Raw genomic sequence first — 15,167 nt, 5'->3', positions numbered from 1 at the left:
GGGCGGGACGCCCATCCCACAATAACAATTAAAATTGTAAGTTATTTAATTCGCGATCCTAATTTGGTGTGCAGTAAACTCACAGCCATGTAATAATAGCCACTTAAGGCTACAAAACTTAACAAAAAAACTTGACAAATTATATATTAATACCAGGATTGCGGTGACAAAAAAGAACGATCGCCCTTCCATTCAAAAAGAACGATCGTCCTTTACACCCTCTTTCTATCTAAATCATGAAACTGCGTCGATCGCACGCCCTAATGCGGCTTGTTAAGCGTCAATATCGAGTTCGCGCACTAAAAAAGCCCATTCATCTGCCAATTCTTCAATCACTTTAGCAGTAGGTTTGCCGCCCCCGTGTCCCGCTTTAGTTTCAATGCGAATTAACACTGGTTTTTCTCCCGCGTGGGTTTCTTGCAAAGCAGAAGCAAACTTGAAACTGTGGGCCGGAACCACCCGATCGTCGTGATCGGCAGTTGTAATCATTGTCGCCGGATAAGCCGTTCCCGGTTTGAGATTGTGCAACGGAGAATAGCCGTGAATTGTGGAAAATTCTTCGGGATTTTCCGGCGAACCGTATTCAGAAGTCCAAGCCCAACCAATGGTAAATTTGTGGAAGCGCAACATATCCAAAACGCCGACTGCGGGCAATGCTGCACCGAACAATTCCGGCCGCTGAGTCATGCAAGCCCCCACTAATAAACCGCCATTGCTACCGCCTGCGATCGCCAATTTTGCAGGCTTGGTGTACTTGTTTTCGATCAACCATTCAGCGCCAGCTATAAAGTCATCAAACACATTTTGCTTATTCAACTTTGTCCCTGCTTGGTGCCATGATTCGCCGTACTCGCCACCTCCCCGCAAACAGGCGATCGCATAAACTCCGCCCATCTCTAACCACACTATCCTGCTAACAGAAAAACTCGGAGTTAGCGAGATACCAAAACCACCGTATCCGTAAAGGTAGGTGGGGTTATTGCCATCCAAGTGCAAGCCTTTCTTGTGGGTGATAAACATGGGTACTTGCGTACCGTCTTTGCTTGGGTAAAATACTTGTTTTGTCTCGTAATCGTCGGGATTAAAATCGACATTGGGCTGCCGATAAATCGTACTTTCATCTGTCACCAGATTATACCGATAAATGGTGTTTGGTGCAGTGAAACTGGTGTAAGCATAAAAAGTTTCGGTGTCGTGCCGCTTGCCGCCGAATCCTCCCACCGAACCGATTCCCGGCAAAGCTATTTCTCGCGCGAAACAGCCGTCTAAGTTGAAGATTTTAATTTGGGTGTAGGCGTCTTTCAGATAAGAAGCCACAAATTGATTGTTCAGCAGGCCAATGCCTTGGAGGGTTTCTGCTGCTTCGGGGATAATTTCTGTGAACCCCCCCTCCCTGGGCGACGGGGGGGTTTCGTCACCAGCGAGGGATGAAGGAGGTGGGTTGTTGGTGTCGATCGCAATTACCCGGCCGCAAGGTGCATTTAAGTCAGTTTGAAACCAGAACAGAGGGCCTTCATTGTCGATGAAGCTGTACTCTGCCTCGAATTCGTTAATGAGTTCTACAACAGGCGATTCAGGGGCTGTTAAGTCTTTATAGAAAATCAGGTTTTTTGTTTCAGTTCCCTGCCAAACTGATATAATTAGATATTTGCCGTCTTCAGTGACGCCGCCGCTAAATCCCCATTCTTTTTGGTCTGGGCGATCGTAAATCAATACGTCTTCTGATTGGGCTGTTCCTAACTTGTGATAAAACAGTTTTTGGTAATAGTTAACGTCTTCGTGCTTGCTTTTTTCGTTGGGTTCGTCGTAGCGGCTGTAAAAAAAGCCTTTACCGTCGTGAGTCCAGGATGCGCCTGAGAATTTCACCCACTTTAAATGATCCGATAAATCTGCACCTGTTTCGATATCGCGGACTTTCCATTCTTGCCAGTCGGAACCGGAAGTTGACAAACCGTAAGCCATGTATTTGCCGTCTTCGCTGATAGCTATCCCACCCAAAGCAACAGTTCCGTCTTCTGAGAGAGTGTTGGGGTCAATTAATACTTTGGGTTCGTCGTCGAGGGATGTTAATGTGTAGAGTACGGATTGATTTTGCAGGCCGTCATTCTTGTAGTAGAAATAGCGAGATCCTTCTTTGAAAGGTATGCCGTATTTCTCGTAATCCCAAAGTTGAGTCAGGCGCTGTTTGATTTTTTCCCGCGCCGGAATTTCGTTGAGGTAGGCAAAAGTGACTGCGTTTTGGGCTTCCACCCAAGCTTGGGTTTCCTCCGAGTCAGGGTTTTCCAGCCACCTGTAGGGGTCGGATACTTTGACGCCGTGGTAGTCGTCTGTTTGGTCGATTTTGCGGGTTGTGGGGTAGCTTAAAGGTCGATCGAATTGGGTCATGATTTTTTACTACTCTCGGTAACTTTTTCCAGTTTACCCTTTCGCGGCAGTGACAGGGGAGAGTAGCTCAATTTGGGATTTGAGATTTTATCCTAAATCTTGGTTAAATAAGTAACCCCACCTCAAAAAACCGAATACTTTGATACCTGAATCCTTTAAAATATTGGGTGTCTAACATAGAACCTATCGCCAATAAATACTATTTTAAAATGAGATATAATTAATTTAGTTTCTTTCGGAATAAAGTGCTTCCCAAGAATGACTAAATTTCCCCATGACCAGTTTGCCAAAGAATACCTAAGAGAGTTATTGTCACCTCTAGGAGAAGTAGAAACCAGTAAAGATGTTTCTGCTCAAGTTCGAGAAATTGATATCTGGTTTAAACCCACTTCTGTATCGCCTGAATACGTAGAGAATTTAGGTTTGTTAGGTCAAATGACTGCGACTGTGGCTGCGATCGAACCATTTCGCAATGCCGTCAATACAGAGGATATTTTCAGTTGTGTTGTCAAACTTTTAAATACTAGGGCAGAATTACTGCGCCGAGCTAATCGAGAAGAGCAACGTTTAGAATCCCAACAATTACCCAGATTGTGGATTCTGACTCCCACTGCTTCGGAGGCTTTGTTAAGCAGCTTTAATTTTATGATTCCAGAAGAGTCAGAAGGTTGGGGGAGGGGGGTTTATTTTCTATCGGAAGTTTGGCGAGTAGGATTGATAGCTATCCACCAGCTACCGAATGTTCCAGAAACGATGTGGTTGCGGATTTTAGGTAAGGGTAAAGTACAGCAAGGGGCGATCGCGGAATTAACAAGATTGCCTGTTGATAGTCCCCTACGAGCTAATACGCTAGAATTATTGTACAACCTGCAAGCGAATCTGCAAGTAAATTTAGCAGCTAGTACCCCAGGAAATCAGGAAGATAAGGAGTTAGTTATGGCGCTCGTACCTCTGTTACAACAAAAAATAGATGAGGCCACACAACAAGGAAGAGAAGAAGGAAGAGAAGAAGGAAGAGAAGAAGGAAGAGAAGAAGGAAGAGAAGAAGGAAGAGAAGAAGCACAGCGGTTGATTTTGCAAAACTTTCTGCAAGTCAGATTTGGGGATTTAGACGCTAAGACAATTGCCTTTTTTGCCTCTGTCTCGGCTTTACCTGTTGGTGAATTCACTATGTTGTTAGTGCAATTATCCACATTGCCAATTGCCCAAGCAGATAGACAACAAGTACAAACTTTAATCGCCGAAAATGTCTTGAGAAAGCGCTTTGGTCAATTAGAAGTAAACACCGTCAATCTCATCCCAAATTTGCTCGCATTGTCGGCCGAAAATTTATCGCTATTGCTGTCACAACTGCCGGATTTGTCAATAGAAGAACTAATGGCTCGAATAGAAAACTCTTCCCTTTGAGTAAAAAAAGAGCGATTAAGCTCGATCGAGTTCTTGTGGAAAGTAGGGGTTGGGCGTCCCGCCCGCCAGAAAACACAATTTAGATGCGGGACAAATTATAACTAATCCAACTCCCTCCTTCCTTCCAAAGCACGAGCCAATGTAACTTCATCGGCATATTCCAAATCTCCCCCCATCGGCAAACCAAAAGCTATGCGCGTCACTAGGGTAAAAGGTTTTAATAAGTGACCGATATAAAGAGTAGTAGTTTCGCCTTCCACGCTGGGACTAATAGCAATAATTACTTCCTTAACCTTTTGCTGGCTGACGCGCCGCACTAACGGTTGAATGTTCAATTGTTCGGGGCCAATTCCATCCATCGGCGAGATAACGCCGCCAACAACGTGATATTTACCCATGTATTCCCGCGTTTTTTCTAAAGCGATTACGTCGCGGGATTCTGATACTACACAAATGGTATGAGTGTCGCGGTTGGTATTGCGGCAAATTTCGCAAACAGGGTCAGCAGATAAGTGAAAGCATACTTGACAGAAACCTACTTGCTGTTTGGCATCAATCAAAGATTTAGCTAGGGCTTGCACTTCTTCTTCCGGTCGCTTCAAAATATGTAAAGCTAGCCGCTGGGCTGTTTTTGGGCCGACTCCCGGCAAGCGCTGCAATTGTTCGATTAAACGAGCTAAAGGTCGAGTGTACATTAAAAATTGGCGGTAATTGGTAATATCATTTCTGGTTGATTCGCGACAAGATAATTTGTGCGATGTAGGGGCGGGTTTTACCAACCATCTATGTTTAAAACTAAGTATATCATAAACCAGTCCCGCCCATACACTGAGGAATATTGACTAATTTACCCTCCACTAATTTTAGCTTTGTAGCCTAATTTTGTGATAATTTCTAGCAACTTTTGCTTGTGTTCGCCTTGAATTTCGATTTCATTATCTTTGACTGTGCCGCCAGTACCGCATTGGGCTTTTAGCTGCTTGGCTAAAGTTGCTAATGTTTCGGGTTTTTCCTGAAAGCCGCTGATGATTGTAACTGTTTTGCCGCCGCGTCCTTTTCGGGATGCTTCGATTTTGAGGTTTTGTTGATTGGGGGGAACTTCGGCAACTCCCCGTTGGAGGGCGGCCGAGTTGTCAACGTTGCCAAACTCGGAGTAAACTATTCGTTTGCCCTCGGTTGTTTTGCTGTCAGAATCTTTGCGTTTGGATGCTGCCATAGGTTAAGATGCTTGAACTTTTTTTACTGGTATTTCTAGTTTTAGCGGATTGGGTGTAAGGCGGCGATCGCTCGTTTAGACTCTGATATTATACCTATTGTATTAGCCCATCAAGGGTTCAGGGAATTATAATGAAATTTGTTCGATCGCCTCAAGTCCCCAAGCAATTTGGTACGATCGACTAAGCGCGCGATCGACACGCCCGCCTCTAGCTTACCCGCCAATCTAAAAAATCTAAAATCTAAAATCTAAAATCAAATGACAGTCACCCCCCTGCATCTCACCACCGAAACCAGCGCCCAACGCCCCGACTCCCTCGGCAGATTCGGCAAATTCGGTGGCAAATACGTCCCCGAAACCCTGATGCCCGCTTTATTTGAACTAGAAGCCGCTTTCCACAAATACCGCAGCGAACCGGAATTTCAACAGCAACTCCAACAACTGCTCAAAGATTATGTCGGCCGCCCCAGCCCTTTGTATTTCGCCGAACGCCTCACCGAACACTACGCTAAAGCAGACGGAACTGGCCCGCAAATTTACCTCAAACGCGAAGATTTAAACCACACGGGAGCTCACAAAATCAACAACGCTTTAGCTCAAGCATTGCTGGCAAAACGCATGGGCAAAAAGCGGGTAATTGCTGAAACTGGTGCCGGTCAACACGGCGTTGCTACCGCCACAGTTTGCGCTCGTTTTGGTATAGAATGCGTTGTCTACATGGGCGTTCACGACATGGAAAGACAGGCTTTAAATGTGTTTAGAATGCGCTTGATGGGTGCCGAAGTGCGGCCGGTGGCTGCAGGTACGGGAACGCTGAAAGATGCGACTTCCGAAGCGATTCGCGACTGGGTGACAAATGTCGAAACAACTCATTACATTCTCGGTTCCGTAGCGGGCCCGCATCCTTACCCGATGATGGTACGCGATTTCCATGCAGTAATCGGTGAAGAAACCCGCGCTCAGTGCCAGGAAAAGTGGGGTGGTTTGCCGGATATTTTATTAGCTTGCGTCGGCGGCGGTTCTAATGCAATGGGTCTTTTCCACGAGTTTGTCGGGGAAGAAACTGTTAGATTGATTGGTATTGAAGCGGCGGGCGAAGGTGTGGAAACTGATAAACACGCTGCTACTTTGACTAAAGGAAGTGTGGGAGTTCTGCACGGGGCAATGAGTTATTTGCTGCAAGATAATGAAGGTCAAGTGATTGAGCCGCATTCGATTAGTGCGGGTTTGGATTATCCGGGTGTGGGGCCGGAACACAGTTATTTGAAGGATGCGGGCAGGGCTGAATATTATAGCGTAACTGATGCAGAAGCGCTGGAAGCATTTCAGCGGCTTTCGCAGTTGGAGGGGATTATTCCGGCTTTGGAAACTTCTCACGCGATCGCCTATTTGGAGACTCTGTGCCCGCAGCTAACAGGCAATCCGCGCATTGTGCTTAACTGTTCGGGACGCGGCGATAAAGACGTGAACACTGTGGCGAAGGTTCTGAATATCTAGGTTAGCGGAATGTGGGGCGATCGCCCTGTAGGAATTGGTAACAATTAATTGGTGTTAACTTAAGACTAAAATCCTTTGTATCTCTCGTTTGTATCGAAGTCTAGATCCCCCCTAGCCCCCCTTAATAAGGGGGGGACTGGAAGCGTTCAAAGTCAACCCCTACTCCCCTTATTAAGGGGGAGTAGGGGGTATGCGAGGGGGATCTAGAGGCTTATCCTCAGACGGTATACTCATATTACTTTTGGCATTAAGTTGACACTAATGGTAACAATTAACTTTATTTTTCGTTTGATTTCATGTCCAAAGGTTTGATTTCGATTTGCTTGGGATTGTTGACAATCCTGCCTAAGTGTGACACTTCCATTCCTACGCGATCGCTGCCACAAACTCCCATGAATACTAATGTTGCTTCGAGTGCTATTACTGACTTAGAAAAAGCGGTTAACCAACAGATAAATCAATACCGAGCATCTAAGAAGTTGCCGCCGCTGAGTGTCGATCCGCGAATCAGTCAGATAGCAAGAATTCACAGCGAAAATATGGCTAACGGTAAAGTACGTTTCAGCCACGATGGATTTGAGGGGCGGGCGAAAGCAATTACGATTCCTTATCAAAGTGTAGCTGAAAATCTTGCTTACAATATGGGCTACAGCGACCCGGTACGCAATGCTGTTGAGGGTTGGATTAAAAGTGACGGCCACCGTAAGAATATGGAGGGTCAGTTTAATGTGACCGGTATTGGGGTTGCGAAAAATGCCAAAGGCGAGTATTATTTTACTCAGCTTTTTGTCCGCAGTCGATAAGCGGGAGGAAGAAGGAAGTTCGGCAACGGATTCTGTAACGGATGTAACGGATGTAACGGATGTAACGGATGTCAGTCCGATGGAAGCCGGAAGAGGGAAGAGGGAAGAAGGCAGTCAACAGTCAACAGTCAACAGTCAACAATTACTAATAATGGAATTTGCAGATTTTCAAGTGTGCGATCGTGATATTCCCGATTCTCTCTTATCTTACTATTTGACAGCAGAGGCGATCGCCGTTGATACGGAAACAATGGGTTTGCTACCCTGGCGCGATCGCTTGTGTTTGGTGCAGTTGTGCAATCCAGAAGGTAAAGTTGCAGTGGTGCGGATTGCCAAAGATCAGACAGCAGCACCGAATTTAAAGAAGTTAATGGAAGCCGAAAATATTGAGAAAGTATTTCATTTTGCGCGCTTCGATATGGCAACAATGCGTTACAATTTAAGTATTGACGTTGCACCAGTTTTCTGCACCAAGCTAGCTAGTAAACTTGCTAGAACTTATACCCACAAACACGGATTGAAAGAATTAATTTTAGAACTTGAAAAGGTAGAATTAAATAAAACATCTCAAAGTTCCGACTGGGGAAATGCGACTAATCTTTCTGACGACCAACTAAATTATGCTGCTAACGATGTCCGCTATTTGCTGAGCGCTAAACAAAAGTTGACTGCTATGTTGCAGCGAGAAGAACGCTGGGAAATTGCACAACAATGTTTTCAGTGTTTGCCCGTTTTTGTGAGTTTGGATTTATTGCAGTACAAGGATGTTTTTGAGCATGGCTAATACCATTTTAGGTTTTAGATTTTAGATTTTAGATTTTAGATTTTAGATTGGGAATGACTGATGAGTACCAGGGTTTAGAGTACAGGCATACAGTTCCATTCTTTTAGGGAACTGGTATAATCTTGTGTCATATTATGTCCGATCGATTGACCATAATATCCCGGCCGGGCGGGTTTTTGAGATTGTCAATTATTGGCAGATATTATTGGTTAACCCGCCCCTACCTGATTTCGGGCGAAGCGAAGCGAAGGGAATCGACCGGACTAGATAGCACCTGGCAGAACTGCCATCAAATTGTTTTGTAGTGAAAACTTGAGTTATGATAAAACTCGCTTGGACTTGAGTCCTCACTACAAACGTAATTATTATTATTTCACCGGACTTGATGTGATATCAAATCCGGTAGCATCGGAAATATTCCTCTCTGTATTCTCTCCCTCTGCGTTCTCTGCGCCCTCTGCGGTTAAATCATTCCGATACAACCGGAAACGATATGAGTAAAAAAAAAATTCAAAACAGTGAGCTCTTGCTAAGTAGGGCTGCTAGGGATTGTGTTCGTGCATCAATGCTTCAATTTGGTCGTCAACATTTCTAATCACCTGTTCCAAAGCCGGCAACCCCTCTAAAGGCACAGGAGAAAGGCGAGTTCGATCGCGAATTTGATTCACTTTCCGCTGCAATTCTTCGGCCAGCCGCAGCGCGTCGCGACTCAAAGTAGACAACTGCTGCTGCTGGTAAAACCTCAAAGCTGCCCCCCGCAAAACTTGCAGGGTGGCTTCTTCCTTGCCACCCACCGTCATTACCCGCAAGCGCAACAGCAAATGAGTGTTTTGATAGATGCGCTCAACTTCGACTTGTTTGGGCTGTTCCACCGGGCACACAGGCATATCTGTCAGCCGCTTCAACTCGTCGATGACCTCTTGGAAAAGGACGATATCGATACCTTCGAGCATCGATTTCAAAACGCCGTCTTGACTCCAAAGAATCCGGCCTTGGGACTGATGCCGCTCAAAAAACAGGCGGCCGATACCCTCTCGCAGCACTCTACCAAGCAATTCTTCCAGCAGTTGGGGCGCGGGCAAAGTTGCCAAAACTTCGACTGGGCTTGACAAGTGCAAGGCCTCGACATTCAAAACCGATAGCTGTGTCGGTGTCGGGGGAACCTCGGCGCCAGCAGGTTTAAACTGCTCACGATCGGGCATCGAGGCTTCGGGGGCAGACAGCAGCGTTTCTGCTTTGGGGGCTGAAGTTGCTGGTGCGGGATTTTTGGGTGTTGGGGCTGCTGCGGTTTCTGTCTGGCTGGGTTCTCGAAGCTGGCTCCCGTGCAGCAAGTAAGCTGAGAGCATCGAGCGCTGAGTTTCCGACGCAATTGGCTCTGTTGTGACTGAGCAATTCATGTAAGCTAAAATCCGCTGCACGTAGTCCAAGGCGGAGTCATCTTTGGCATCGACTACGCCCAATTTAAACCGATTACCTTCTAGAGATAAAGGCAAAACTTGATAGTAAAGGCAAGCTTCAAAGGGGACAACTGTGTCGATTAGTTGAAATATTCGATCGGAGTCCATTGTAGCTGCCGAGTCTGTTGAAGATGTATGTACCATTAGCTGCTTTGTAGTTGGAAGCGCGATCGAGCGCGACGCACCAACCTGATGCGATAAAATTAAACGCTGCAACTTCCCTGACGGAGGAATTGGCCTCACAACCGGAAGCTTTTCTTAAATAAAAATTCTTAGTCCCAGAATTTTCTCCCTTCTGTATTGCAGCCTCAAATTCTACCAAAAGATTGAGAGCTAGATGATGACTAGCGCAGTCTAGACCCACTATCATCGATCGCCCGAAATTGATTCCCGTGGCTAGCAACGACAGAATTATGTCTTTAATGCACAAGTATTATAGATGCACCACAACCGATGATTTACGGGCCACCGCTGAATTTAGGATTGGTTAAAAAATCCTGAAAAGTCGATCGTGCTGCTAGTATCTTACCTCAGAGAGTTGACTGCGATCGTCTCAGAGCGCGATCGTCCTGCCAGCGCTACAAGAGCCCGATTAATCTAACCTGAATTGATACAAAGGGCATCGCGCGGTTTTCCACGGGGAAACTCGCAGAACTCTGTGGCTGTGAGGGAATTGATTTGTAGCGCGGATTCTGAAAAATGCTACCGCCCATTAACAATTAGCAATTGCCCGCCACCCAACCAATCTACTCGTTGCGGAGGGATTGAGCTGCTAAATAGAGTTTGCTCCACTCGCCGATGACTTGATTGGTTTTCAGCTTTAATTCAGATCCGATCGTCTCTACACTTTTCCCTGCTTTCAGCGATTCTACCAACTGCCGCTGAACCGGCGTGAGGTTTTGTAAATATTGCTGCCATTGAGCCGGAGTCAAGCCCAAACTGTGTTCTTTGAGCGAAGTTTCCAGCCAGCTAGCGACTAATTCCGGTGCTTGTTTGACCGCAAAAACCCGAATCGCGTGGTAACTGACTTTTTCTCGCAAACGGTAAATTTGCTTGATTGGAACCTTCAAATCCTCGGCAATTGCCTCTTGGGAACGACCTTGGAGGTAAAGCTGCAGCCACCGGGAAGCCAGCGGATCGACTTCAGCAGCCAAGTAATTCTCAAATTCTTTTTGGACAATCTGCCGCTGAGTTTGCTGCTCTTCCCAAGCTTGATTTTCTCGATACTCGGACATCGCCTGTTCGTCTAGCAGGCTGAGCGGTTCGTCTGTATCGTCGGGTAGAACCTGTTCCGACACCAGCCGCACCCAGTCTCCCGCAGGCACTTGGGTCAACCCCCCCCGCTGGGCACGCCGCAGGTAGTTGACAAAACGGTACACCAGCAGCGGCTGGTTGCGGATCGGCCGCAAGCAGTATTCTTCTGTGCTCGCTAGCAGCAAAGCATTTCGCAGGCGTCTGTCTGAGGTGCATTCGGCAATCCAGGCGACTTGCTGCTGCAGGTAGCGATCGGAATTAAGCATTTCCTGAATCACTTCTTGTAGTACCTCCACCGCACTCCGCTGTCTGTCGCGACTCAGGGAAACCCACGCTTGGATTTTTTGCCGGAGCACAACCAAGCCGCCCAGCCGCCCGATCAAGTTGCGGTAAGCTTTTTCTGGCGGTACTCCCAGATACCGAGAAATCAAAATTCGATATAAAAAGTCGATCGCCCCAGAGGCAACAGACAATTGAGTTGGGCTAAGAGTGTCAAATCTTTCGGGCTTGTCTCCCAACAGCCAGCGGACAACACTCTCGCGAGTGCTAGAACTCTCCTGCGGGCAATCTTGTTCGAGTCGAGACTTCCAATCTTGTCCTAGTCTTTGGGCCAAGGTCATGGGCTGTCGAGAATATTGTCTTTCACCCCCGATTTTACGTGGTATCCTGGATTTTTGAGTATTTTTCAGATATACGATCCTCTTCGAGGGCTTTCCTTCGGATCGCTTCGCTAACGCCAACGCGCGATCGGATAAATTACCTTAAATTACCCTAAACAAAATTCCATTACGGTGCGATATGCCTAACTTTTTATTAGAACTCGGTACAGAAGAATTGCCCGCATCTTTTGTCTCAGGCAGCGCCCAGCAGTGGCAGCGACTTGTACCTGCAACGCTGGCAGAAGAATCCTTGACAAATGAGTCTATTAATGTATACGCTACTCCGAGGCGTTTGGCCGTTCTCGTGAAAGGACTGCCAGTTCAGCAATTAGATAGAGAAGAAGAGGTAAAAGGGCCGCCCGCAAGTTCGGCTTTTAAAGATGGCAAACCGACGAAAGCAGCCGAAGGTTTTGCGAAAAAGCAGGGCGTAGAAATTGATGCTTTGGAAGTTCGCGCTACGGATAAAGGCGATTTTGTGTTTGTGCTCAAAAAGATTCCGGGGCGGCTGACAGCGGATATTTTGACAGAACTTGTGCCGCAGTGGATTAACAAGTTAGAAGGCAAAAGATTTATGCGGTGGGCCGACGGAGATTTGAAGTTTCCGCGCCCAATTCGATCGATCGTGGCACTGTTAGATGATACTGTACTGCCAATTACATTGGTGAGTGGTTCGGATACGGTCAAGAGCGATCGAATTTCCCAAGGACACCGGGTGTTACATCCGCAGCCTGTCTCGATTCGGCAAGCCGAGGATTATGTCGAGTGTCTGCGGGCTGCTTGCGTGGAGGTCGATCGAACCCAGCGCAAAAATCAAATTAAAGCACAAGTAGAAGCCGCAGCAACAAAACAAGGCGGTTATGCCGACATTACCGAAGATTTGTTAGAAGAAGTCACCGACTTAGTAGAATGGCCGAACGCAGTTGTCGGCAAATTTGACGAAGAATTTTTGATATTGCCGCCGGAAGTAATCACCACAATTATTGTTACAAACCAGCGGTATTTTCCCATCCTCAAAAGCCCCGATTATCCAGAACTTCTGCCCTATTTCATTACAATTTCCAACGGATCTCCCGCTAAAGCCGCGATTATTGCCGCCGGTAACGAGCGAGTAGTGCGGGCAAGATTGGCAGACGGTCAGTTTTTCTACAAAGCAGACTTGGTAAAGCCTCTAGAGGATTATTTGCCCAAGTTGGAAACAGTTACTTTCCAGGAAGATTTGGGGACAGTACGCGCAAAGGTCGATCGGCTGTGCAAGATTGCCAGTTTAATTGTCAATCAACTGCAAATCACAGAGGAAGAGCAAGCTGATGTAGCGAGAGCAGCCTTACTTTGCAAAGCCGACCTCGTAACCCAAATGGTTTACGAACTTCCCGAAATGCAAGGAATCATGGGGCAGAAATACGCCTTAGCAAGTGGCGAATCGGAAACAGTAGCCACAGCGATTTTTGAACATTATTTGCCCAAAGGTGCGGGCGACAATTTGCCCCAAACTCTGACAGGTCAAGTTGTCGCCATAGCCGACAAATTAGATACATTAGTCAGCATCTTCGGTTTGGGAATGTTGCCGACTGGTTCATCCGATCCCTTCGCTTTGCGCCGCGCAGCGAATGCAATAACTAACATTATTTGGGCGGCTCAGTTGCCAGTCAATTTGCACAAGTTGCTTGCAGAAGTTGTTGCCGAATTTACCGCAGCGCGCCCAGAAACACCGGGGGAGTTGCTATCGCAATTATACGAGTTTTTCTTGCAAAGAATTAGGACTTTGTTGCAAGAAGAAAAGAATGTAGATTATGATTTGGTAAATGCAGTTTTGGGAGAAAACGACCCAGAATATACTGAACGAGCATTGAGAGATTTGTTAGACGCACTGGAAAGAGCACTTTTCCTCCAACAAATCCGCAATAACCAGACTTTGGATCTAATTTACGAAACAGTCAACCGTTCAACTCGTTTGGCGGCTCAAGGTGATTTGGATAAAATACAATTGGAACCGAAAACGGCGGTGAAACCGGAGTTATTTCAAAAGTCGTCTGAACAAGCTTTCTATGATGCAGTCGTGCAGTTAGTGCCGCAAACCCTGTTATCCAAACAAACTCGGAATTACCAGCAGTTAGTAGATAGTTTGACGGAAATTGCTCCGACTGTCAGCAACTTTTTCGACGGGCCAGAAAGCGTTTTGGTGATGGATTCTGACCCGGAAATTAAGCAAAATCGGTTGAATTTACTGGGTTTGCTGCGGAATCACGCGCGGGTTTTGGCTGACTTTGGGGCGATCGTGAAAACTTAGAATTTACAATATTTGAGTCCGCCGGGGATTGAAAACCTCCGCTTCAGTCCGCCGGGGGTTGAAAACCTCCGCTTCAGTCCGCCGGGGGTTGAAACCCCCGTCTCAAAGCGAAAGTCCTCTTAAGAGGACTGAAACCCACACATACTAGACTTTTCCGTCAGTTTTAACTCCTATGTTGCACCATTCTCAAATAGCCTTTTGTGAACAGGCAAGATGCCTGTTCCACAAGAAAATTTATCTTTTGTGGAACAGGCATCTTGCCTGTTGCTGACAATGGTGCAAGATGTGAGTTTAACCGCAGATGGCGCAGAGAGGAAGAGAGGGAAGGTTTAAAGATATTGTTGTAAGATGTTGGCGGTTGCTTTGCCGGTTTTGTTCCAGCTAAATTGAGATGATCTGGCTAAACTAGCAGTTTTTAAGTTCGATCGCACTTTTGAATCTGTGGCTACTGTTTGCATGGCTTCGGCTATTTCTGGGACGCTGTAAGGATTGACTAATAATCCGGCATCTCCGGCTACTTCTGGCATTGATGACAGGTTGGAAGTGATGACGGGTGTGCCGCAAGCCATTGCTTCTAAAATTGGTAAGCCGAATCCTTCCCAAAGTGTAGGGAAAACTAGGGCGATCGCCTGATTCATCAGTACGGGCAATTGAGAATAGGGAACGTAACCGAGAAACTTTACGAAAGATTGTAAACCTAATTCTTCAACTTGTGCTGTCAACTGCGGTGTGTAGGCATTGGGAGGCCCAGCTAGCCACAATTCGTAATTTGCGCGATCGGGTAAACTCGCAAATGCAGCAATTAATCTTTCCAAGTTTTTGTAAGGATCGTGTCTGCCGGTATAAAGAAAATAATTTTTGGCGGGCAAGTCGAGATATCTAAAATTAATATTATCGCAAGCTAGGGGAATTGCGGTCATCTTTTTAGGCGGAATTTGGAAAATTTTAGCAACATCTGCCGCCGTTGCTTGAGAATCGCAAATAATGTGTTCTGCTTGCTGCAAAACCTGGGGTATGTAGTAGCGGAAATAAGCTGTTAATCGAGAAAAAGGTTGGGGAAATCGCAAAGGAATTAAATCGTGAACTGTGACGATGTAGCGGCAGCCGGAATATAAAGGTGCTTCGGGAATGGGGGAAAATATCAGGCTTGACTGCAATTTTTTGTAAATCTTTGGCAAGTTGAATTGAGTCCACAGCAGCCTGTTAATTTGTCCTTTTGACCCTCGATCCGGTGTCAGAGTTTCTGGGATTTGATAGCAAGTATAATTGTTAATTTGCTGGGAAGTCAGTAATGTTGGTTCTAGCTGTTGCAGTTGCGGGAAAAGATTAGCGGCGTAAGTCCCGATTCCAGTTGGTTCGGGTGTTAAGAAGGACAAATTGATTAACAGTGAATTAGACATGATTTTATAGAACAGAAT

The 15,167-nt window shown here is 46.3% G+C and carries 11 protein-coding genes; 5 read left to right on the top strand and 6 right to left on the bottom strand.

The window, feature by feature from the left end:
* Window positions 1-273: 273 nt before the first annotated feature.
* Window positions 274-2,385 (bottom strand): prolyl oligopeptidase family serine peptidase, encoded by a 2,112-nt coding sequence (locus tag QUB12_RS20665; protein WP_333144728.1) that lies wholly within the window; start codon window positions 2,383-2,385, stop codon window positions 274-276.
* Window positions 2,386-2,643: 258 nt separating this feature from the next.
* Between QUB12_RS20665 and QUB12_RS20660 the strand changes: the two genes are divergently transcribed.
* The gene (locus QUB12_RS20660; protein ID WP_333144727.1) at window positions 2,644-3,792 is read left to right on the top strand and encodes a flagellar assembly protein H; all 1,149 of its coding nucleotides are present in this window, start codon (window positions 2,644-2,646) and stop codon (window positions 3,790-3,792) included.
* Window positions 3,793-3,893: 101 nt separating this feature from the next.
* Here QUB12_RS20660 and recR read toward each other — a convergent pair whose 3' ends face one another.
* A complete protein-coding gene (recR, locus tag QUB12_RS20655) occupies window positions 3,894-4,487 on the bottom strand; it encodes a recombination mediator RecR (protein ID WP_333036394.1) in 594 nt (197 codons plus the stop codon).
* A gap of 152 nt (window positions 4,488-4,639) precedes the next feature.
* Window positions 4,640-5,008, bottom strand: coding sequence for a translation initiation factor (locus tag QUB12_RS20650; protein ID WP_333051370.1), 369 nt, complete (start codon window positions 5,006-5,008; stop codon window positions 4,640-4,642).
* Between the two features lie 258 nt (window positions 5,009-5,266).
* Here QUB12_RS20650 and trpB point away from each other — a divergent pair, with 258 nt between their 5' ends.
* The 3 genes from trpB to QUB12_RS20635 all read left to right on the top strand — a co-directional run bounded on the left by trpB (window position 5,267) and on the right by QUB12_RS20635 (window position 8,092).
* Entirely contained in the window at window positions 5,267-6,505 is a 1,239-nt protein-coding gene (trpB, locus tag QUB12_RS20645; protein WP_333085184.1) for a tryptophan synthase subunit beta, read from the top strand.
* 296 nt (window positions 6,506-6,801) lie between these two features.
* Window positions 6,802-7,308, top strand: a complete 507-nt coding sequence (locus tag QUB12_RS20640; protein ID WP_333144726.1) for a CAP domain-containing protein — start codon at window positions 6,802-6,804, stop codon at window positions 7,306-7,308.
* Between the two features lie 151 nt (window positions 7,309-7,459).
* Entirely contained in the window at window positions 7,460-8,092 is a 633-nt protein-coding gene (locus QUB12_RS20635) for a ribonuclease D (protein ID WP_333144729.1), read from the top strand.
* Between the two features lie 542 nt (window positions 8,093-8,634).
* On the opposite strand, the gene QUB12_RS20630 is transcribed toward QUB12_RS20635, so the two are convergent.
* Both QUB12_RS20630 and QUB12_RS20625 read right to left on the bottom strand, forming a co-directional pair.
* Window positions 8,635-9,792, bottom strand: coding sequence for a hypothetical protein (locus QUB12_RS20630; RefSeq protein WP_333308192.1), 1,158 nt, complete (start codon window positions 9,790-9,792; stop codon window positions 8,635-8,637).
* Between the two features lie 503 nt (window positions 9,793-10,295).
* Window positions 10,296-11,423 carry a HetZ-related protein 2 gene (locus QUB12_RS20625; RefSeq protein ID WP_333308190.1) on the bottom strand — a complete coding sequence of 376 codons (1,128 nt, stop codon included), beginning with the start codon at window positions 11,421-11,423 and terminating at the stop codon, window positions 10,296-10,298.
* Window positions 11,424-11,601: 178 nt separating this feature from the next.
* On the opposite strand from QUB12_RS20625, the gene glyS reads away from it, so the two are divergent.
* Window positions 11,602-13,749 carry a glycine--tRNA ligase subunit beta gene (glyS, locus tag QUB12_RS20620; RefSeq protein ID WP_333144723.1) on the top strand — a complete coding sequence of 716 codons (2,148 nt, stop codon included), beginning with the start codon at window positions 11,602-11,604 and terminating at the stop codon, window positions 13,747-13,749.
* Window positions 13,750-14,078: 329 nt separating this feature from the next.
* On the opposite strand, the gene QUB12_RS20615 is transcribed toward glyS, so the two are convergent.
* Window positions 14,079-15,149 (bottom strand): glycosyltransferase family 1 protein, encoded by a 1,071-nt coding sequence (locus tag QUB12_RS20615; protein WP_333144721.1) that lies wholly within the window; start codon window positions 15,147-15,149, stop codon window positions 14,079-14,081.
* Between the last annotated feature and the right edge of the window lie 18 nt (window positions 15,150-15,167).

It is taken from the genome of Microcoleus sp. B7-D4, assembly GCF_036705125.1.
Lineage (GTDB): Bacteria > Cyanobacteriota > Cyanobacteriia > Cyanobacteriales > Microcoleaceae > Microcoleus.
The sequence above is the reverse complement of the archived record's forward strand: the minus strand, read 5'-3'. Positions and strand labels throughout refer to the sequence as shown.

What these genes read in the sequence shown, in the direction of transcription:
- QUB12_RS20665 (WP_333144728.1), bottom strand. Translation starts at nt 2,385, where the DNA reads ATGACCCAATTCGATCGACCTTTAAGCTACCCCACAACCCGCAAAATC.
- QUB12_RS20660 (WP_333144727.1), top strand. Translation starts at nt 2,644, where the DNA reads ATGACTAAATTTCCCCATGACCAGTTTGCCAAAGAATACCTAAGAGAG.
- recR (WP_333036394.1), bottom strand. Translation starts at nt 4,487, where the DNA reads ATGTACACTCGACCTTTAGCTCGTTTAATCGAACAATTGCAGCGCTTG.
- QUB12_RS20650 (WP_333051370.1), bottom strand. Translation starts at nt 5,008, where the DNA reads ATGGCAGCATCCAAACGCAAAGATTCTGACAGCAAAACAACCGAGGGC.
- trpB (WP_333085184.1), top strand. Translation starts at nt 5,267, where the DNA reads ATGACAGTCACCCCCCTGCATCTCACCACCGAAACCAGCGCCCAACGC.
- QUB12_RS20640 (WP_333144726.1), top strand. Translation starts at nt 6,802, where the DNA reads ATGTCCAAAGGTTTGATTTCGATTTGCTTGGGATTGTTGACAATCCTG.
- QUB12_RS20635 (WP_333144729.1), top strand. Translation starts at nt 7,460, where the DNA reads ATGGAATTTGCAGATTTTCAAGTGTGCGATCGTGATATTCCCGATTCT.
- QUB12_RS20625 (WP_333308190.1), bottom strand. Translation starts at nt 11,423, where the DNA reads ATGACCTTGGCCCAAAGACTAGGACAAGATTGGAAGTCTCGACTCGAA.
- glyS (WP_333144723.1), top strand. Translation starts at nt 11,602, where the DNA reads ATGCCTAACTTTTTATTAGAACTCGGTACAGAAGAATTGCCCGCATCT.
- QUB12_RS20615 (WP_333144721.1), bottom strand. Translation starts at nt 15,149, where the DNA reads ATGTCTAATTCACTGTTAATCAATTTGTCCTTCTTAACACCCGAACCA.